The organism is Leptolyngbya sp. CCY15150 (assembly GCF_016888135.1).
Lineage (GTDB): Bacteria > Cyanobacteriota > Cyanobacteriia > RECH01 > RECH01 > RECH01.
In genome coordinates this window covers 35,508-55,127 of record NZ_JACSWB010000157.1, presented here as the reverse complement: position 1 = coordinate 55,127, position 19,620 = coordinate 35,508, and the positions used below count along the sequence as shown (strand labels likewise).

The window sequence follows — 19,620 nt, the reverse complement described above, 5'->3', positions numbered from 1 at the left end:
CCTGATGTCCTAATCTCAATGGATATAGATGGGTGCCCCAATTCAGCGATCGCTGAATCTTGGTATCCAAGGGGCTATGTCAAGTCACCACTGGGGAGGGTCGTGAAATGGCTAGGGCGACCCGTTGTAGGTCGCGATGTGCCCATGCCTCTAAACGGGGGAATGCATAGGGTAGGGCTGCATTTAGTATGTCGTGTTCCAGCCGTTGAACCCGTGATCGCGGCGGTGGTTCTAGGTGATTCTTCTAGAGCAGTATCGTGACGGATCGACGTTCAACGGGTGAGCCATCTAGGCAGAAAGATGTGATCTAAACTATAACTAGGCTGTGAGATGTATCACATTTGGCGGATGTTTAATCAGAATGGCATTGATACACTTGGGATGTTCCATTGGGAACACTAGGGAAGTTCGCCCCTTGCCTCTCTTAAGATTTGCCATCAAACGCTATTTGAGTTCATCCAACGGTGCTGGGATTGCGTCTCAGGGATGCACTGGGCTCTTCTATTACTCCTCCACGTTGCTATGTCTGCACATCAAACGCTGGTTTCGGATCAGGCATCACTGCTGTCCACCTTGCTCAATAGCTTGCCCACAGCGGCGGCCCTGCTAGACATTGAGATGAACTACCTAGCGGTCAATCGACATTGGCTACGGCTGGTGGCGATCGCCCCTGAGGTCAAGAACGATTGGGTGGGGCAGTCCCACAGGCGGTATTTCCCAGACCATGCCAAGCGCTGGGAGCAGATTTTGGCGACCTGTCAGACGGATGGTTCCTATCAATGGCAAGACGATCAACCTGGCTTCACCCAGGGAGGTCTATGCTGGACAGCGCGCGCTTGGAGCGATGGAGCAGGCTCAGCAGTTCTACTCGATCGTCCAGCCGGTCTCTTGCTGATGGCGGATGAGGTGACCTTCTGTCCTTTGCCTCAGGGGCGATCGCCCCGCCAGATCCAAAAGGAGCAGATTATTCATTCACTATCATCGCAAATTCATCAACTTCTTGACTTGCAGCAAATCTTACAGACCACCGTTAAAGAAGTACGGCAATTCCTAGATACAGATCGGGTCTTGATCTATCAATTTGCCCCAGACTGGAGCGGCACCATTGTGGTGGAATCGGTGGTCGAGGAATGCCCGTCCGTCTTAGGAACATCCCTGCACGATCCCTGTTTTTCCGAGAAATACATCGAGCCCTATCGCCACGGCCGCATCCATGTGGTGAACAATGTGCAACACGCCAACCTAGTGCCCTGCTACGTTGATTTCCTCAAGCAATTTCAGGTGCAGGCGAATCTCGTTGCTCCCATCATCTGCAACGGCATTCTCTGGGGATTAATTTGCGTTCATGAGTGCCAGGCTGCCCGAGCGTGGCAACCCATTGAAATGAACCTCGTGGAGCAACTGGCCACCCATGTGGGGATCGCCATCCAGCAGGCCGAGCTATATCAGCAACAGCAACAGCAGCTTGCAGAACAAGAGATGACCCTAGAACAAGCCATGGCCGATCGCTTCTCTAAAGAGGCGGCCCTGCGTCGGTCAGAACAGCGGCGATCGCTCCTGTTTGAACAAACCCCCATTGCCGTTGTCGAGCTAGACCGCCAACTACGGGTCACGGCCTGGAACCGAGCGGCGGAGCGCGTCTTTGGCTATAGTGCCAGCGAAGCCGTGGGCCAGTTGATTCAAGACCTGATTGTGCCCTCTAACGAGCATCAGTTTGTGGAAGATGTTCTGCTGTCGCTTATGGATAGTGGCACCAGTTACCAGAGTGAAAATACCAACGTTACTAAGTCAGGAGACTACATTCTTTGTGAATGGCACGATGTGCGCTTAGTGGACGAACATGGCAACCTCGTGGGCATTGCCTCCCTCGCCATCGATATTACCCAGCGCAAACATGCTGAATATGCTTTACGGCAGTCGGAAGCCGCCCTGCGGGTTCAAGCTCAGCAGCTAGAATGCACCATCAATGAACTAAAACGTACTCAGATGCAACTGGTACAAAGTGAGAAAATGTCTAGCCTCGGGCAGCTCGTGGCGGGGGTAGCCCATGAGGTCAATAATCCCGTGAATTTTATCTATGGCAATCTCAACCATGCCCATCGGTATCTAGCAGATATGATAGAGGTTCTCAATCTCTATCGTTTGCATTATCCAGAGCCAGTTGCTCCAGTGCAGGCAGCGATCGATCATGTGGAATTAGATTACCTGATTGAGGATTTTCCAAAAACCTTAGATTCTATGCAGGTCGGCACGGAGCGTATTCGTCAGATTATCAGCAGTTTGCGTAACTTCTCGCGCCTAGATGAAGCTGCTTTAAAACAGGCAGACATCCATGAAGGTATGGAAAGTACGCTGATGATTTTACAGAGTCGGCTGAAGCCAAAAGTCCATCAGGCTGGAATTACCATCAAAAAAACCTACGGAACATTGCCGTGGGTGGAATGTTTTCCTGGCCCTCTAAACCAGGTTTTTATGAATATCTTATCGAATGCCATTGATGCCCTCGATGACATTCGATCGCTTCCTGATACAGAGCCTACCATCTATATCACCACCCAGCAGGTTCATGACAATCTTATTCAAATTCAGATTCGGGACAATGGCCCCGGCATTGCCGCCAATCTCCACCATCGTATCTTCGATCCATTTTTCACCACTAAAGAGCCTGGCAAAGGTACGGGTCTGGGGCTGTCGATCTGCTATCAAATCATCACCGATCGCCATAGCGGTCAGCTACGCTGCTTGTCGGAACCCAATCAGGGAACGGAATTTATCATTGAGATCCCTGTGATTCAACCGCGATCGCCCTCCTAATCGACCCTACGTTCGAGATAAGCTAAGACCCTCATTCTTTTATGGCCTGAGCATGAGCAGGTTGAACACTTGTGTCAAATCGAACATTCGCGGCACCGCAGCCCCTTCCATCGTCTGATGAACGGCGACTAGCGGCACGATGGCGCACCATCGTGCATGGAACATCAGACGTTGCTGCATGACGCTATGCCATTGAAATGAAAGCAAGCTGCTCACCGTACCTTGATGATGAATAGCTTGGATGCTGCTGAAGTGTGAGTGTCATCGCCTCGCCCACGGCTCGCTAGCGCATATCATCGGTTCAGCACCGCCAAATTTCAGATCCCCTTGCTAGAGGTTCAGCTTCTGGTTCATCGGGTACCAATGAACTTGGTCTCAGGTTTGATTGCCTACGCCCACCATTCGCATCAGCCCCGGTTGGGCATTCCAGATCACGCGCTGAAAGCCCTTTCCCAAGCCGCTTTTTAACGGTCAAACTCGTGCAGAAGCAACGGTTTTATGCTAAATAGAGAATTGTTCTCAATAGCGTCGGGTTGTTGCAAATATTGTCAGGATCGTTTAAGATTCACATTAAGGCTATGCTATTGAGAATTTTCAGGTACTCTAAGTCCTATGTATACTGCATCCTCACTCAAGGCCGAACTCAATCACCGAGGATGGCGCATGACTCCCCAGCGGGAGACCATCCTCCAAGCCTTTCAAAATCTGGCCAAGGGAAAACACCTTAGTGCAGAAGATCTTTACAATCGTTTGCACGCTCAGGGCGAAAATATTAGCCTAGCGACGATTTATCGCACGCTGAAGCTGATGGCCCGCATGGGTATTTTGCGAGAGTTAGAGCTAGCTGAAGGGCATAAGCACTACGAACTCAACCAGCCCGCTCCCTACCACCACCACCACCTGATCTGCGTACGCTGCAATCAAACCATTGAGTTTAAAAACGACTCCATCCTGCGGTCGGGGGTGAAAACGGCTGATAAAAACGGCTACCACCTGCTAGACTGCCAACTCACGATTCACGCCATTTGTCCCGCTTGCCAGCGATCGCTCATTCCTGTCTAAGCGTTGCTGAATATCGGCATGGTTCCGCAACCTTTCGCTTGGCGTTTCAGATCTTGTCGCTAGAGGTTCCCCCTTAATTCCGCAGCACCCCTGTCTAACCTCCATGGAAAGCTGGGTTTATGGATCCACGGGGATGAGCGCATCTAGAGAGAGCGCCGCGCGGATTTTTTCAATATTCCATTCAGCTAATCCCGTACGATCGCTGCTGGAGCGTGCTTCAAAAGGGCAGGTGCTCACCAACTGCAGCTTAGGATTTTCTGCGGCCCAAGCCTTAGCGATCGCCGAGAAGCCATCTTCAATCCACACAATCCGATGGGGCCATCGACGGCTACACCAGCGGGCCGCCAAGCATTTGGCGTCCTGTTTCGCGCTGGGAAAGGCCGCGGCGGCTTGGGCTGATTGCTGATCCGAGAGGGGATAGGCGATCGCCCACCGCTGGGTTTTGGCCCAATCATTCCACAGCAGCGCCTGGGAACCAAAGGATGAAATCCACAGGGGGGCAATCCACTCAGCCCAAGCGATCGCTGAAATGAGTTCCTTTGATCCACGCACTGCCCCCCAGGGAGCCGCTACATCCTGGGCATAGGGCTGCGCTACGGGCTGGTTTGGAATGCTCAGAACTCCTTGAATGTCAAGAAATAATAATGTTTGTTCGGCTAGCATCAGGCGTGATTGGGTCGTAACAATGGTGGTATGGATAGCTCAAGGGAGATTTAGAACCCTAAACAAGGCGCGTACACCCAAGGTTACATGTAACATTATCCCGTTGAGCAACTCAACCGATAACGAGATAGATGGCGGAAATTTTTTCTGAAACTTTTATCCTGATGACACGTCAAACCACCTATAGGAATAGACCCAAGCTATTTTAGAGCGTTCGTCGTCCAACCATGAACCTCTTGGGCTGTGCGTAACCAACCATACCTCACACTGTTTATATCCGCTGGAGAAATCACCTGTCATGCTACCGCCAACCTCTCAAGAATCTAGCCAACGCCGTATGGGCATCCGCGCGGGTGCCGTTGTCATGGGAGCCGTGTTATCCCTAGGTGGAGCTATGGCCCTACCGACTGTCGCTCAGACAGAGACTGTTTCCCCCGCCCCCGCCGATGCCCGCTTCGCCTGTCAATATATAGACGGGGAATATGTGGTCATGTATTACCCCCAAAGCCAGCCGGGTGAAGCATATCCCTGGGCAAAGCCAACCACCCTGGGCGGTGGCTGGACGCCCGAACGCCGCTGCACCGAAATCAGCCGTCGGCTAGAGTCCTACCGTCCCGATGGTTTGCTGGAAATGCGCACCAGCGTTGAAAATGACTACGACATCGTCTGCGTCACCACGCAGCAAAATTCCGACTGTCGGATTGTGCTGACGGTGCCCCCTGGGCAGGATGCTCGGGTCACCCGCGATCGCGTGTTTGAGAGCTTGACGGTAGCCGATAGCGGTCAACAAACCGATGCCGTGACGACGTTCACCGGCAACGACCTTGATGTGCTGGGCGATCTGGCCAATGAGCTGAATCTGCCATCGATCCCTGGCATCAATATGCCATCTCGGCGCTCCTCGGATGCCATTAACCTGCGTCCTTTCTTGGATCCCTCGGATGGCGGCACCGGCAACCAATTGGTGCCTAGCAACGCCCCTAGCCTAAACCCCGATCAGTTTCGCTAGATTGCGTAGTCCAAGGCCTAGGGCAAGAGTCCTAGCTTGACCGATACGTTGCTAGCCATAACGTCACGATTGTCCTTGGTGCTACCTGCTTCTTTTTGAATTTTTTTGAACAGATGCACCATCCAAGACCAAGTTCACCTATCAGGAGCGATCGCTCCTGATTTTTTTTGCCTGCCTGGATCGTGCCCCCTATCCACCATGACGTTACGTTCCGTGATGTCGAGCAAGTAGCTACTCATTCCATGAAGTCATGACATTTTTGAGGGCGATCGCTGAGGGTATATCAGGGGCGATCGCCCTCAAATCTTGATATAACAAGCAATTTGCGAGCTACACCATACACCATTTCCAGAAAGAATCGTCCAGATCTACGGAAAGACAATAGAAAACTCTAAATATTCCAACATTCAAGTTTAATTAACTTAACAAAAAAGGGTATTATATCGATAGGTAGAAATTCTCACTCTTCAACTTAGCGAGATGCCTGCTACGGACTGCCCAGTCCACCTAGCCAACCTTCTATCTAGGCACTGCTTACAAGGCTCTGATATTGGTATTTACCAGCCCCGTAGAGCTTCCCAACCTGGAAAGCCCGCGATCGCAGCTACACCCCAGAGTCTTGCAGCTTGAGAAACCGCCTCTTCTGTGATGGTTCAACATAGAACGTTGCGCGACAAGTCCATTCAACTGCTTTTAGGGACGCTCTCACAATGACGACACAATTTCCCTGGCTAACTGCCTTAATTCTCTTTCCGCTGATAGCGGCCCTGCCGATTCCTATCATCCCGGATCAAAATGGTAAAACTCTGCGTTGGTACACGCTAGGCGTTGGTCTGGCCGAGTTCGCCCTCATGCTCTACACCTTTTGGGCACACTACGACCTGCACAATCCCGAGTACCAACTGGTGGAAAGCTACACCTGGGTTTCCCAAGTGGGTCTGAACTGGTCTGTGGCGGTGGATGGTTTATCCATGCCTCTGGTTATTTTGTCGGGTTTGGTGACGACGCTAGCTATCCTGGCGTCATGGAATGTGACCCACAAACCTCGTTTATATTTTGTTTCCTTATTAGTGGTTTTTAGCGCCCAGATTGGGGTGTTCGTGGCTCAAGACATGTTGATGTTCTTCATCATGTGGGAGCTGGAACTGGTGCCGGTCTATTTGCTGATTGCAATTTGGGGTGGAAAGCGTCGCCTCTACGCCGCTACCAAGTTTATTCTTTACACCGCTGTCGGCTCTCTATTCATTCTCATGGCAGCGTTCGCCATGGCCTTCTACGGTGATGTCACCAGCTTCGATCTGCAAACCCTAGCGGCAAAGGACTACTCCCTACCCTTTGAGCTCTCGCTCTATGCCGCCTTGCTGATTGCCTTTGGCGTCAAGCTACCGATCTTCCCCTTCCACACCTGGTTGCCCGATGCTCACAGTGAAGCACCTGCACCCGTTTCGATGATTCTGGCTGGGGTCTTATTGAAAATGGCTGGCTATGGTCTCATCCGCATGAACATGGAGATGTTGCCCAATGCCCACACCTACTTCGCTCCCTTCCTAGCCATCTTAGGCGTCATTAGCATCATCTACGCCTCACTCACCGCCTTTGCTCAGACCAATCTCAAGCGCCGCATGGCTTACTCATCCATCGCTCACATGGGATTTGTCTTGATTGGTATCGCCTCCTTCAACACCTTGGGCTTGAGCGGTGCGGTTCTGCAAATGGTGTCCCATGGTTTGATTGCTGCGACCCTCTTCTTCCTGTCGGGTGTTGCCTACGATCGCACCCACACCTTGGCAATGGACGAAATGGGTGGCATGGCCAAGCAAATGCCCACCGTCTTTGCCCTGTTCACCGCTGGTTCTCTAGCTTCCCTTGCCCTACCGGGTATGAGTGGATTTGTGGGAGAACTGACCGTGTTCCTAGGTTTCACCACCAGCGATGCCTATGGCGTCACCTTTAAGGCAGCGATCGTCCTCCTAGCTGCAGTAGGCGTGATTCTGTCTCCCATCTACCTGCTCTCCATGCTGCGTCAGGTGTTCTACGGTGAGGAAAGCGTCAAGCTGGCAGATATGAAGCTGTTTGACATCAAGCCTCGGGAAGCCTTCATCGCCGCTTGTTTGCTGGTGCCCATCATTGGTATTGGCGTCTATCCTAAGCTGGCAACCCAAACCTATGACGTGAAAACGGAAGCTGTGATGGCTCAACTGCGTGGCAATCTGCCCACCGTTGCGGAACAACCCTTCCAGTTGCAAGCACCTCGGTTTGTGGCTCCGCCCATCTTTGGTGCAGAAACCAAAGAGTTAGCAACCCTCAGCCGCTAGGGCTCTGGGATAGACTCTCCAACTATCTGGGTTCTCGATACTATCTGCCCGGATACGCATTCAACTAAAGATCATCAAAAGGGGAGCGGGCCATGGGCCTACTCCCCTTTTAATTGCGCTGGTTGTGACGATCTAGAGCCATCCACACCCTCAGACTAGGGTGAGTGGCGGGAACCTTATCCCGCGATCGCTAGCTGACATTCCACGCCGTAGCTGCTGGTGAGGTTGCAGGTTTCGTGGTCAACAATATTGGTGTCGCTGAGTTCTAGGTTGTAGAAATCCACCGTCGGCGCTTGGAAATAGGGCCCCGCATGCCACGTACCCACATGCAGCTTGATAAAACAGTTGCCTGGAATTTGAAAGGCTTGGATATCAGCGATCGCTGGGCGCTGGGCCGCTCCAGGAGGAGCCACTGCCATCATCCAGGATTTCCCTTCGAGGGATCCCAAACATTGCGTGCAGCCTTGGTGGCGAGTGATGCGCGAAAACGTGAGCCCCCGATGCTCTAGCCGCATGATATAAAACCGGGGAATGCCGTTGCTGAGGTGCAGTTGCGCATCATCTGCATCAAAGGGTTTACCGTCTTCAGTGGGCAAAATGAGTTGGCCAAAGGGGGCAAAGTTGTCGGACGTAATGGTCTGGACGGGTAGCTGTACCAGATTCGAGGACTGAGGCATGGATGTTCCTTAAGTAGCGTTGTTTGCCGGAGGGATGGGCAGGAAGGGGCGATCGCTTTCCTCAATCGCATCTTCTAAGTCTTAATGTTAGCTAAGGATTCTAGCCCGTTGATCAAGAGCGATCGCCGCTAGGATGAAACTAGTCGGTTGACCTACATTGATGAACGTTTCCGTGGCTCAGCCAAGACAGGAACGTCTCAGTGTGTCAACAGTATGAGGTCAATCATGGAGATTGGGCGGCGCTTCTGCCACCATGTTGAGACTCCCGCCCCCCACAATGGCGGATTTGGTGTATCGCTCTGATTGTTCAGCCAAAGCTAGTCCTCACCTAGGAATGTATGATGGTTCACTCCAGCGACAGGTCATCTCAAACAGTGTTAGACATGGCATCCCAGCACGATGTTCGTCAATATTTGGCCTATTGGTTCCAACTAGGCAAAAAGGTCTGGATCCGTAATGGACAGGAATCTGTACTGCCTGTGTCGGTGATCCAGGGCGATCGCTACAGCGATGATTTTGAACAATGCTGGCAGCGGATCATGGCTGCCGATAGCGGCGACTGCTATCTCGATGGCACCACGCAAACGATCCATCAACTCTTGAGCGATCGCTGGGATATCGTACCCTGTGCCCGTTGTCAGATGCCGGTTCCCATGGCCGCAGTAGGCACGACCGCCGATCTGTCCTGCCCCTGCAACGATCTACCGATGTGGCCAAACACCGAGATTCCTGCCCCCCGGCATCCCATTAATAATCACAATCATCTGCAAGGAATCTGCGATCGCCTCATGCATAACGATCTACCGATGCGGCCAAACACCGAGATTCCTGCCCCTCGGCGTCCCGTCAATAATCACGACCATCTGCAAGGGATTTGCGATCGCCTCATGCATGATGAGCAGGCCAGTTAGTCTCCAAAGACATAATTAGCCCAAAATCTAACCCGTATTCCAGGATCTAAGCTGGCTGAGCGAAGTCGTTTGTCTTGAGGACAGGCTGCGCCAACGGGAAACGTCTCCTTCGGAAGAAAGCCATAACCCCACCCGCGCGTTCCCTAGCCCCTTTGGGGCGGCTACGCCAAGGACTTCGCTCAAGGAACGCCAGTGCAGGGAACGCTAAGGAACCACGGGTGACCCACTCAGGGTAAATTTTTGCTGCAGAACCCTAGGAACGCACGGAGTACAGGTGCCCATCCCGCAGTTGCACCACCGGATGGTTCGACATTCTCACCAACTGTTCGTTGTGAGTAGTTACGACGACGGTAATGCCGATGGAATTCAACTTTTTCAAGATCTTGATCACTTGCCAAGAATTATCTGGATCAAGATTTCCCGTGGGTTCATCGGCTAGGAGCAGCGGTGGCGTGCCAACAATGGCGCGGGCAATACTCACCCGCTGCTGCTCGCCTCCCGAGAGTTCGTCTGGGAAACATTGAGCCTTGTCCTGCAGTCCTACCATCTTAAGAGTGGGGATGAGTCGCCGGTGGATCTCTTTGCGGGTGAACCCCTGCGCCCACAGCACGAAGGCAACATTTTCCGATACGGTGCGTCGAGGAATCAGCTTGTAGTCTTGGAAAACCACCCCAATGCGCCGCCGCAGTTGAGAGAGATGATTGCCATGGACGTTGAGCAAGTTATGGTTCTCGACAAAGACTTGTCCACTCGATGGACGCTCTGCCCCGTAGAGCAATTTGAGGAGTGTAGATTTCCCAGACCCTGAAGGGCCGGTGACAAACAGGAAATCGCCGGGGCGAATCTGTAAGCTCACATCTCGCAGGGCGCGGCTACCGTTGGCGTAGACCTTGGTCACTTGCTGTAGTTCTACCAACGGCTTAGCTCGGTTGGGAGCTTGCCGTGGAGGTGGGGTCACTGGAGAGGCGGAAGCATGAGGTGTCGCGGTTGGAATCGGTGCCGCACTAGGACGCTCAACAGAGACATGAACCATAACGTTACTCTTGATAGGCGGATTGTACGCGAATGAGACAACTCAAGCAGAAAGATGTGAAGGTCGTCAACTAGAGCACCCGGTTAAACCCTACAGGTAGAGTTGGCGGCTCATCTATGCCCCCCTCCCTATTGAAGGCTAGACTAGCGTAGTTTGAAAGGCGATCGCTAGATTATTTAATGAATGGCATGATGAATGGCATAGAGGAGGTAGAGTTTTGGCCCCAGAAGCTGCTTTGTTTTTCACCTTCCAACGCTTGATATCGGCATAGATTGCGGCGCTGTGAGTGAAGAATTCTCTGACTTAGACCAGAGCTAGTTTGGATAGGCCGGGTTTCTCTCCAAAGAATAGCCTACTATTTCTCTCCTGCATCCCAAAGTCACACTCCTATACTAGAAGTAGTTGTGCTGAATAACTGCGTTTTCGGTGAAAAACAGTACAGGTTTTCCGGCAGTTGTCAGCAACATCCATAGACTATAGCAAGGGGAACGCGCATGGCCTTAGATTCTGCTGTCATGCAGGCAGTTGAAAAACTGGAATATCGCGCCACGGTGGGAGATATCGCCTCTCAGGCTGGGATTAATATTTCAACGGCAGAGCGCGGTCTGTTGGCTCTGGCCTCAGAAACGGGGGGGCACCTGCAAGTATCCGATGCGGGAGAGGTGGCCTATCAGTTTCCTAAAAACTTTCGCACCGTTTTGCGAAACAAATACTGGCGGCTGCGGGTTCAAGAACTCTGGGACAAGATTTGGGGTGTCTTGTTCTACCTAATTCGTATTTCCTTTGGCGTCTTACTCATCGTTTCGATTGTCTTAATTGCGTTGACCATCTTGGTCATCGTGCTGGCAATCACCTTCTCCAATCGTGAGGGCGAAAACAACAACAGCCGCCGTGGCGGATCCGGTGGAGGGCTGCTCTTTCTACCCTTCCGACTGTTCTATTTCCCCGATCTATTTTGGGTCTTCAGTCCTGGCTATGGCCGGCAGCGTCATTATCGCCAGACCCAACTATCGCAACCGGGGCGATCGCGATCGCCCAAGTCAGACTCCGAGATGAACTTTCTGGAGTCGGTGTTTTCCTTCTTGTTTGGCGATGGAGATCCCAATGCAGACTTGGAGGAACGTCGCTGGCAGGCGATCGCCACCGTGATTCGCAACAACCAAGGGGCTGTGGTTGCGGAGCAAATTGCGCCCTACCTAGATGACGTGGGCGAGGGCTACGATCGCGAGTATGAAAGCTACATGCTGCCTGTCCTCACCCGCTATAACGGCAGACCTCAGGTGAGTCCTGAAGGGCATATCGTCTACCACTTCCCCGATCTACAGGTGAGTGCAGAAAAGCGCAGCTCAAAAGCTGTCCCTGCCTACCTAAAGGAATTGCCCTGGAAGTTTAGTGCTGCCACCCAAGGGCAACTGACCATGGCGGCTGGATTGGGTGGACTGAACTTTGTGTTGGCCATCGTGCTGGCAGTCCTGCTGCAAGATCAGGCCCTAGTGGCAGAACTGGGGGGATTGGTGGTGCTGGTGAATGGCCTCTTTCCCTTCTTGTTTGCCTACGGAACGGCGTTTCTGGGCATTCCTCTGATTCGCTACTTGTGGCTCAAGGGGAGAAATAGCAAGGTTGAAGCCCGTAATGAACGCCGGCAACAGCAAGCGATCGCCCTCAACCAAGGTGGTGGTGAGCTGCAGCAAAAGATGGACTACGCCCGCCAGTTTGCAGCCCAGAGCATTGTCAGCCGCGATAACCTGGCCTACACCACAGAGCAAGACTTGCTTGATCAAGAGGCAGACAACAGTGCCAAGCTGGATGCGGAGTGGCAAAAGCGCCTAGACCAGTCAGACTCCTAATCTTTGGCAGGCCTTCAGGATCGCCATGGGGGCAGCCGCCCCCTGCTGGAGCCGAGACCCTGCTGATTAGCCAACAGCAAGCATCCCAAAAAAGCGGTGCTGAATGACGCTATGACACCGAACTGGGAGCAAGATGCTCATCCTGCCGTGAGTGGGTGCGTCTCGCTCCTGGTGCGTTAGCACCCATCCTTTTGCAATTCAGCAACGCCCAATAAAAAACCCCAGCCTTGCGACTGAGGGTCAATATTTAGGGAGATTTCACCTTCACGATGAGGTTGAATTTAGTTCAAAATAACGAGCTTATAGCAAGCCCATTTGAGCGAGAAGACCTTGCCCCGTTAGCAACTCGCCTGCAATAGCGAGAACAAAACCCAACATAGCCAGACGACCATTCCAGGTTTCTGCGAACGTGGTGAAGCCAAACTTTGGTTCTTGGTTTTCCATTGCGGGTACCCCTCTGTAAAGCTTTGTATCTTAATATTACAGTCTATTTACATTTTTGGGGGGGATTTGAGGAATCTTTTTGCTCTATGAATTCCTTGGGCAATCATAGAGCGTCCCCAGGATGGGGGGTAGACAAAGAGTGACGTGGTGATCCTGCCAGATACCCTTGGTTTGCTTAAGCAATACGAGAGGTGATGATGGCATAGAACGGATCGCCTCCCGGCATTCCCAACAGTTGCAGCAGCATGGGCAAGTTGGACGAACGGGTGATCACCTCTGGGGGGCTAAAGCCAGGAATAGCGTTCACGTAGTGCTGCACGAGGTCAACCCGACTTTCTTCGGTGCCATCGCGCCAGGCCTGGATAGCTTTTTGGTAGAACATGCGGTTAGAAAAACTGATGATGCATAGCCCGCCGGGTTTGAGAATGCGGTAGATGTCCGCAAAGATGGCTTCGGGGTATTGCAAATACTGCACGGAGACGGTGTTCAAAACGGCGTCAAACGACTGGTCGGGCAGCGGCAGGTGTTGATTTTGGTTGAGATTTTGCAGGAAGTAATGGTTGAGGCGAGGATTGCGATCGAGTTCTTGGGCATTCATGCCATGCCCTTCCACATGCTCGAACTGCATCTCATCCGGCAGATGGGAGACCCAACTGCTCATCAAATCCAAAATGCGGGTGTTGGGCTGAAGGCGATCGCGATATAGATCCGTCAGTTGCTGGATAAACCCTTCGTCAACATGGGTGACTAGGCGGGGTTGTTCGTAAAACAGCCTGTCGTCGGATGGATCGAGCTTGGCTCGCTGATCGGTATTGAGCAGCATGGTTCAGGTGTGGGTGTAAGGAGTTAAGAATTATTTTCTCCAGTCTACAGAAAATTACAAAATATAAAGGGGGCGATCGCAAACCCTTGGAACTCAATTCATGCTTTCTTCATCAATGAGTTTAGGAGCCTGGAACATCATCTATCATCACCATTGGCTTCAAGGTAGATTGAAGCCCGATCATGACTAGTTCCTGCCAGACGCTGATCGTTCGGTTAACGGCAGGAATAAAAGACTGAAGGCATCACGGTTGGTTGTGTTCACAGAATCGGTTGAGTTTAAAGGTAAATCACGATGACCGACGCTCATCAATCTCTCAATCCATCTCAGCTCGTCCCACTGGCTAGGCAAAATCAAGATGTGCGGAGCGTGCTGCGGCCGAATGCATCCCATGATCTCTACCGTTTTCGGTTGCCTAAAACTCGCTTTCGGGCAAGCTTGGGAGGGCTGCAGGCCAATGCTGATTTGGAACTCATTCGCGATCGCAACCGCAATGGCAGTATCGATCCAGGGGAAGTAGTCGCTAGTTCCCGAGCTACAGGTCGCCAAGTCGATCGAATCACGATTGTTGGACTAGAGCCCGGAGTTTACTACCTGAGGGTGGTGCCGGATGGTCAACGTACGCGCTATCGCCTGCTGCTCTCGGCTCAAGCCACGAACCGCACCAGCCAGCAGTACCAGGTCGTACAAAAGACCAATGCCTATCGAATTCAGCAGGGACAGCTTCCCTTAGCCGTGAATACTCAACTCAGCAGAGCGGCCCAGCAGTATGCCCGCCACATGGCCGTCAACGATGTATTTAGTCACGAAGGCGCGGATGGTTCTTCCCCCTGGGATCGCATTCGGGCAGCGGATTATGACTATTCTGAGGCAGCGGAAAATCTGGCTGGCGGCTACAACACTGCCGCTGGGGCTTTACAAGGGTGGATTAGTAGCCCAGGGCATCGGGCGAATTTATTGGCCTATCAGGTGCAGGAAATTGGCGTAGGCTACATTTACCAACGCAATGATCCAGGGCGTTATACCTTCCAGCATTACTGGTCTCAATCCTTTGGTACCCCAGCCAGCGTTTCGGTCAATCCCTCCATTCCTTCATCCCGATACCCCGAACGCTAAGTGTTACGCATCTGGTTCGTCGGCACAGTAAACAATTAGGTCAATCTCCACGCTGCCCTGACCTGCTAGCCCTAAAACCCCTACGGTGGTGCGGCAGGGAAGGCGATCGCTCTTGAAGTAGGAGGCGTAGATCTCGTTGACAATCGGATAGTCGCGCATGTCGGTGAGAAAAATACGCGCCGAGACCACGCGATCAAATCCGGTTTGGGCATGGGTCAACACCAGCTTCAGGTTTTCCATGACCCGGCGGGTTTGATCTTCAATGGGCCCACGGCTGATGTCGCCGCTGACCGGATCTTCGGCTAACTGTCCGGTCACAAACAAAAAATCGCCGGCGCGAACGGCGTGGGAGTAGGGAGCGGGTGGCGGCAGTTGATGATCGGGAAGCGTGATGAATTCGAGCATAGATCTCTCATTGACCATGGCAAGTGGATGGGGGCGATCGCTTCATCCCACCAATGACCCTGTTGATGTACTCCCAGGGTATGGATTAGACGATTTAAATCTGCCCTGTTGCACTGTAGCAGGCTAGCAGCGTTTTCCTGTAGACCCTAAAACCCCTAGGGGTAGGCGATCGCTGATTGCAACCTAGGCGATCGCTTGATGCTGGGCAAGGCATACTAAAGTTAAGCTGGAAAGATTGTGTCGTTGAGTTAACCAAGTTCAGTTGTACAAGTAGAGACGCCGTGTTTTTTAGCATCGTAATTCCCACCTATAACCGCCAGCCCATTCTTGCCAAGTGTCTCTTGGCGCTGGAAAGCCAACGGCTAACGCCTGAATCTGGTATTCAGGGCTATGAGGTGGTGGTGGTAGATGATGGATCAACGGATGCAACGATTGATTGGATGACCCAGCAATCGGATCAACTGCCCCATGTGCGCTTAGTGCAGCAGCAGCACCAAGGGCCGGCCGCCGCTCGCAACCTAGGCGTTGCCCATGCCAAGGGCGATACGATTATTTTTATTGATAGTGATTTAGTGGTCACCGATCGCTTTTTGCTAGCTCACGCTCGGGGATTGCAGCAAGGCTATCGAGATCTGGGCAGCGATCGCCTGTTTACCTACGGCGCGGTGATTAATACCTGCAACTTTGAGCAGCCCACCTCAGCCTCCTATAAGGTCACAGACTTTTCCAATGCCTACTTTGCCACCGGCAACGTGGCGATCGCCCGCCATTGGTTAGAAACCGCAGGGCTATTTGATACCGAGTTTCAGCTCTATGGCTGGGAAGACCTAGAACTAGGAGTGCGGCTGAAAAAGCTTGGTCTGCGGCTGATCAAATGTCCGGATGCGGTGGGCTATCACTGGCACCCTCCCTTCTCCCTGGAAGAGGTACCGGCGTTGATTGATCGAGAAATTCAGCGCGGACGCATGGGGGTGGTGTTTTATCGCAAGCATCCCACCTGGAATGTGCGCATGATGATCCAGATGACCCTTTTACATCGGATTCTGTGGGGATTACTGTCCCTCGGCGGTTTATTGAATGAACGCACCCTGGCTCCGCTGCTGTCGTGGCTGATCCGTCGAGGCAAGTCCCAGCTCGCTTTAGAAATTGCGCGGATTTTTCTCAACTGGTACAACGTCCAAGGCGTGTACTCTGCCTATGCGGATCTGCGCCCCCATCGTTAATGACCAGATCAGCGCGATCAATAAGAAGCTTAAGCAATTGTCTCTGCCTTAAATTCCCGTGATAGCCTAGGCCCATAGGTCTATGGCAGCCATGCTGACCCCTGTTTAGGGGATTGAGATATTGGATCGTTGTCCATAGATCATTGGGATGTCGATCATACATTTGGGAGAATACCTATGCCTTTACAACCCCCACCACCGCCGCCCATTACGCCTCGTCAAATGAATATTCTCCGCATTGCGGCATCCATGGCTTGGTCTGATGGCAGCTTGGCCCAGGAGGAAGTGGAGATCATGCTGGATCAACTCAGCGGTATTTTTGCTGATGATGCGCCCCAGCAGCGCCAGCTTCGCCAAGAACTCCAGGAATATGTCACCCAAAATATTCCCTTGGCTGAATTAACGCCCAAAATCCAGACCGATGAGGATAAAGAACTGGTGCTGCGGTTGGGCTATGAGGTGATTCGCTGCAGTTCCCGATCGCCTGGGGAAGACAAGATCAATGAAGCAGAGGCGATCGCCTATCAAAAATTGGTCGAGTTATTGGGAGTGTCGGATGAAACCGTGAAGCGGGTTGAAGCAGCCGTAGATCAAACCTTCAATGCTGATGAAAGCATGGTGGATGGCATCACTCGCCACCTAGAGGATTATGCCCAAGGGTAAATAGCCTTGAGGTAAGCGATCGGGTTGTTTTGATCGGGCTGCGGCGCGGGAGAAACAACCCATTTTTATGCCTACGTCTGAAGGCGATGCATACCGCAAACGTCCATAGGAACGTGAGTCTCCAAGAGAGGAGGTGCGTTGCTGAATGAGTCCATGAAATCAGAACGGGAGCAAGATGCTCACACCCCCAACTCAGTTACCATCAAGGTCGTGTGAGCATCTCACTCAGGGTTCCTTAGCACCAATCATCTTGCGATTCAGCAACGTCCCTAACCATGGTCAGCGAAGGGCAAGGTTGACGGTGGAGCCGTGATTTTCATAGACCTTATCGGTCATGAGTTGCTCGACAGCCAAAGGGATGTGATAACCATACGATCAATCGGTTTCAGGCTAAGACTTGATTTCCTTTCCTGATTCCGATTAAGTCTAATAGCTTCCGAAGTTCTGTGTCCAGTAGTGGCTATAGTTCACAGAGCCCGTGTCACTGCTGAGATAGCGATAACCTACCCCAATTTCGGTGTAGTTCACGCTTAGAATATTAGCCCGGTGCCCAGAGCTATTCATCCATTGATTCATCGTATCCAGCGCCGTTGAATTGCCCGCCGCAATGTTCTCGCCCGAATACCAGGGACTATAGCGCGCCGCTTCAATGCGATCGCGCGACCCACGACCAAGGTGATCGGTGTGATCAAAAAAGTCCTGAACGGCCATATTGTTGGAATGAAGCTGAGCAGAGGAATTGAGCTGCGTGTTGAGAGCCAGTGCAGGCAAGCCCTGCCCCTGCCGTCGCTGATTGACAATGTTCCAAATCTGCTCCGCCTGAGTGAGCCGTCTTGCCTGAGCCACCGATGCGGTCAGCCGATAGTTTGAGGAACCCGTACCGTCTGAGGTCACCCGAAGATAGTAGACACCTGCATTAAGGCGATTGAGCTGGATCCGCTCTGCAGTGAGCCCTGTTGCCCGAGAGCTGGCCAAAATTTCGCCTGGATCCAGACGCCTGTTGTTGTTCTTATCTTGAATAATCTCCACATCTGCCCGAGAGCGATTGAGGCTCAGGATCATGCGCTGGGGATTCCTGAGGTTGATTCTTAGAAAGTCATCGCTATCTGTGCCACCAATACTATTGGAAAACGTATTGGATCCATTGCGCACTCTAACCCGAGTAGCAGAGTTTAAGGTATTGCCAAAGTCTGTCATTGCAGTTGTCCTTTACAGTGAAGCGGCGATCGCTCTCGCCGTCGTGGATGAGCTGAAGGGCAAGGTCAATGTGGTCAATGTAGAGTACATGGGTAGAAAATGGATGGCCCACCGATCCCTGATGGATGCCCTGTGCTAACCCTGAATGGCTTTATACAAATACAACGTTGTGAGTCGCAATTCAGAACTAGACGACTCAAGATCTCTATGGGTTCAAGATGATGGGCTCAAGATCTATTCGGTCTGATGGGTGTCACGTTATGCGATCGCTCCCATGTCGTTACGGAACGTTATGCGATCGCCCCCATAGCCAGGATGTCTTACTCCAGACCAAAAAGCGTCCGAGATTACCCCATATCGATCAAGGCGATACCCCAGGGTACTAAGCCCAAACATCCGTAAAGACCGATCAACCAAACCTGGGCGGCGGGTTCTAGCCATCGTGCTACGCCTGGATGCGCCAAAAATCGCCATGCCATGCCGACTGCCCCCAGCAAACCCAGGGCTACCACCAGCGCCACCGGGGAGACAAAGGCGATCGCCCTTGCGGCCATCAAGCCACTGAAGGCCGTCAGCCACAGCACCGTCAACCAAGCGATCGCCCCTGATTGTCCTGTCCAGATCGATTCAGTGGGCGCGTCGATGGCAGAGCGATCGCCCTCCGGAATGCCAAGAAGTTGCCCAAGTTCTAGCACCATGCCAGCAAAGAAACTCATAAATAGCAACCAGTGCAGCGGCTCGGATGCCGCTGTGAAGGGTCGCCATCCCTCAAATGCTGCCCCATAGGCCACCATCAACGGCATGATCATCTGATGGCTGCCAAGCTGCAGTAGGGGGCGATCGCCCAACCATTGAGGCGCAAAAAAGTCGTAGCGCATCAGTCCTAAATAGACCCAAATGCCGATGAGAAACCCAACCATCGGGCCGCCAGAAGCGATCGCCAGCCCGAGCTGAATGCAGCCGCTACCCACCCCCAGCATTTCCAGTTCCCGCCGAGTTAGCACCCCCTCGGGCCGCCAGCGCTTCTCCCGCAGATCGGTGGCAATCTGGCCTTGAAGGAACAGCAGCACCGTGGATATCCCCGCCATAATAAAAGCGGCGACCTGGAGGTCTGCCACCTCAATCCGCGATCGCAGAAGGGCCGCATAGCCCACGGCGGCTAACCCCATCACTCCGCTTAAGCTGATATGGGGCACGACGGGATACTGCTGCCGATACTGCCGCCAGCGCTGTAACGATGATGGACTCATATCCGAATCACCCAATCTAAGGGAATGGTGATGGGATCTCGTTCAAAACCTTTGACTAGAATCGACCCTAGACTCAAATAATGATGTTGCTCCATGCCCCATGTACGATGAATTAGACTGCTGAAATCGACGCCCATCCTAAGCTTTCCGCTCCGCCACCCTGCCCTG

Annotated in this window: 19 protein-coding genes; 10 read left to right on the top strand and 9 right to left on the bottom strand. The window is 52.6% G+C overall.

What is annotated here, in order from left to right; translation table 11 throughout:
- Positions 1-522 precede the first annotated feature (522 nt).
- The gene (locus JUJ53_RS07860) at positions 523-2,814 is read left to right on the top strand and encodes a PAS domain S-box protein (RefSeq protein WP_204151447.1); all 2,292 of its coding nucleotides are present in this window, start codon (positions 523-525) and stop codon (positions 2,812-2,814) included.
- Positions 2,815-2,853: 39 nt separating this feature from the next.
- Here the strand turns inward: JUJ53_RS07860 and JUJ53_RS07855 are convergent, their stop codons facing one another.
- Positions 2,854-2,994, bottom strand: coding sequence for a hypothetical protein (locus JUJ53_RS07855; protein ID WP_204151446.1), 141 nt, complete (start codon positions 2,992-2,994; stop codon positions 2,854-2,856).
- A 432-nt stretch (positions 2,995-3,426) separates the two neighbouring features.
- Here JUJ53_RS07855 and JUJ53_RS07850 point away from each other — a divergent pair, with 432 nt between their 5' ends.
- The gene (locus JUJ53_RS07850) at positions 3,427-3,876 is read left to right on the top strand and encodes a transcriptional repressor (RefSeq protein ID WP_204151445.1); all 450 of its coding nucleotides are present in this window, start codon (positions 3,427-3,429) and stop codon (positions 3,874-3,876) included.
- Between the two features lie 117 nt (positions 3,877-3,993).
- On the opposite strand, the gene JUJ53_RS07845 is transcribed toward JUJ53_RS07850, so the two are convergent.
- Positions 3,994-4,539, bottom strand: a complete 546-nt coding sequence (locus JUJ53_RS07845; protein WP_204151444.1) for a hypothetical protein — start codon at positions 4,537-4,539, stop codon at positions 3,994-3,996.
- A 298-nt stretch (positions 4,540-4,837) separates the two neighbouring features.
- On the opposite strand from JUJ53_RS07845, the gene JUJ53_RS07840 reads away from it, so the two are divergent.
- The gene (locus JUJ53_RS07840) at positions 4,838-5,548 is read left to right on the top strand and encodes a COP23 domain-containing protein (RefSeq protein WP_239124871.1); all 711 of its coding nucleotides are present in this window, start codon (positions 4,838-4,840) and stop codon (positions 5,546-5,548) included.
- Between the two features lie 710 nt (positions 5,549-6,258).
- Positions 6,259-7,863, top strand: coding sequence for an NAD(P)H-quinone oxidoreductase subunit 4 (locus JUJ53_RS07835; protein ID WP_204151443.1), 1,605 nt, complete (start codon positions 6,259-6,261; stop codon positions 7,861-7,863).
- Between the two features lie 176 nt (positions 7,864-8,039).
- Here JUJ53_RS07835 and JUJ53_RS07830 read toward each other — a convergent pair whose 3' ends face one another.
- On the bottom strand, positions 8,040-8,540 hold the full coding sequence (locus JUJ53_RS07830; RefSeq protein ID WP_204151442.1) for an ureidoglycolate lyase: 501 nt from the start codon (positions 8,538-8,540) through the stop codon (positions 8,040-8,042).
- A 383-nt stretch (positions 8,541-8,923) separates the two neighbouring features.
- Here JUJ53_RS07830 and JUJ53_RS07825 point away from each other — a divergent pair, with 383 nt between their 5' ends.
- The gene (locus tag JUJ53_RS07825; RefSeq protein WP_204151441.1) at positions 8,924-9,451 is read left to right on the top strand and encodes a hypothetical protein; all 528 of its coding nucleotides are present in this window, start codon (positions 8,924-8,926) and stop codon (positions 9,449-9,451) included.
- A gap of 253 nt (positions 9,452-9,704) precedes the next feature.
- Here JUJ53_RS07825 and ftsE read toward each other — a convergent pair whose 3' ends face one another.
- The gene (ftsE, locus tag JUJ53_RS07820) at positions 9,705-10,484 is read right to left on the bottom strand and encodes a cell division ATP-binding protein FtsE (protein WP_204151440.1); all 780 of its coding nucleotides are present in this window, start codon (positions 10,482-10,484) and stop codon (positions 9,705-9,707) included.
- Between the two features lie 494 nt (positions 10,485-10,978).
- Between ftsE and JUJ53_RS07815 the strand changes: the two genes are divergently transcribed.
- Entirely contained in the window at positions 10,979-12,331 is a 1,353-nt protein-coding gene (locus JUJ53_RS07815) for a hypothetical protein (protein WP_204151439.1), read from the top strand.
- 300 nt (positions 12,332-12,631) lie between these two features.
- Here JUJ53_RS07815 and JUJ53_RS07810 read toward each other — a convergent pair whose 3' ends face one another.
- Entirely contained in the window at positions 12,632-12,775 is a 144-nt protein-coding gene (locus JUJ53_RS07810) for a chlorophyll a/b-binding protein (protein ID WP_204151438.1), read from the bottom strand.
- Between the two features lie 175 nt (positions 12,776-12,950).
- Positions 12,951-13,598, bottom strand: coding sequence for a class I SAM-dependent methyltransferase (locus tag JUJ53_RS07805; RefSeq protein WP_204151437.1), 648 nt, complete (start codon positions 13,596-13,598; stop codon positions 12,951-12,953).
- A 294-nt stretch (positions 13,599-13,892) separates the two neighbouring features.
- Here JUJ53_RS07805 and JUJ53_RS07800 point away from each other — a divergent pair, with 294 nt between their 5' ends.
- Complete coding sequence (locus JUJ53_RS07800; RefSeq protein ID WP_204151436.1) at positions 13,893-14,714, top strand: CAP domain-containing protein; 822 nt, start codon at positions 13,893-13,895, stop codon at positions 14,712-14,714.
- 3 nt (positions 14,715-14,717) lie between these two features.
- Here JUJ53_RS07800 and JUJ53_RS07795 read toward each other — a convergent pair whose 3' ends face one another.
- Positions 14,718-15,119 carry a RidA family protein gene (locus JUJ53_RS07795; protein ID WP_204151435.1) on the bottom strand — a complete coding sequence of 134 codons (402 nt, stop codon included), beginning with the start codon at positions 15,117-15,119 and terminating at the stop codon, positions 14,718-14,720.
- A 281-nt stretch (positions 15,120-15,400) separates the two neighbouring features.
- Here JUJ53_RS07795 and JUJ53_RS07790 point away from each other — a divergent pair, with 281 nt between their 5' ends.
- Both JUJ53_RS07790 and JUJ53_RS07785 read left to right on the top strand, forming a co-directional pair.
- Positions 15,401-16,342, top strand: a complete 942-nt coding sequence (locus JUJ53_RS07790; protein ID WP_204151434.1) for a glycosyltransferase — start codon at positions 15,401-15,403, stop codon at positions 16,340-16,342.
- A 177-nt stretch (positions 16,343-16,519) separates the two neighbouring features.
- Positions 16,520-17,005, top strand: a complete 486-nt coding sequence (locus JUJ53_RS07785) for a TerB family tellurite resistance protein (RefSeq protein WP_204151433.1) — start codon at positions 16,520-16,522, stop codon at positions 17,003-17,005.
- Between the two features lie 426 nt (positions 17,006-17,431).
- On the opposite strand, the gene JUJ53_RS07780 is transcribed toward JUJ53_RS07785, so the two are convergent.
- On the bottom strand, positions 17,432-18,202 hold the full coding sequence (locus JUJ53_RS07780) for a CAP domain-containing protein (RefSeq protein ID WP_204151432.1): 771 nt from the start codon (positions 18,200-18,202) through the stop codon (positions 17,432-17,434).
- On the opposite strand from JUJ53_RS07780, the gene JUJ53_RS07775 reads away from it, so the two are divergent.
- Entirely contained in the window at positions 18,186-18,341 is a 156-nt protein-coding gene (locus tag JUJ53_RS07775) for a hypothetical protein (RefSeq protein ID WP_204151431.1), read from the top strand. The two genes, JUJ53_RS07780 and JUJ53_RS07775, sit on opposite strands and share 17 nt — an antisense overlap.
- Positions 18,342-18,549: 208 nt before the next feature.
- On the opposite strand, the gene JUJ53_RS07770 is transcribed toward JUJ53_RS07775, so the two are convergent.
- Positions 18,550-19,452 (bottom strand): hypothetical protein, encoded by a 903-nt coding sequence (locus tag JUJ53_RS07770; protein ID WP_204151430.1) that lies wholly within the window; start codon positions 19,450-19,452, stop codon positions 18,550-18,552.
- Between the last annotated feature and the right edge of the window lie 168 nt (positions 19,453-19,620).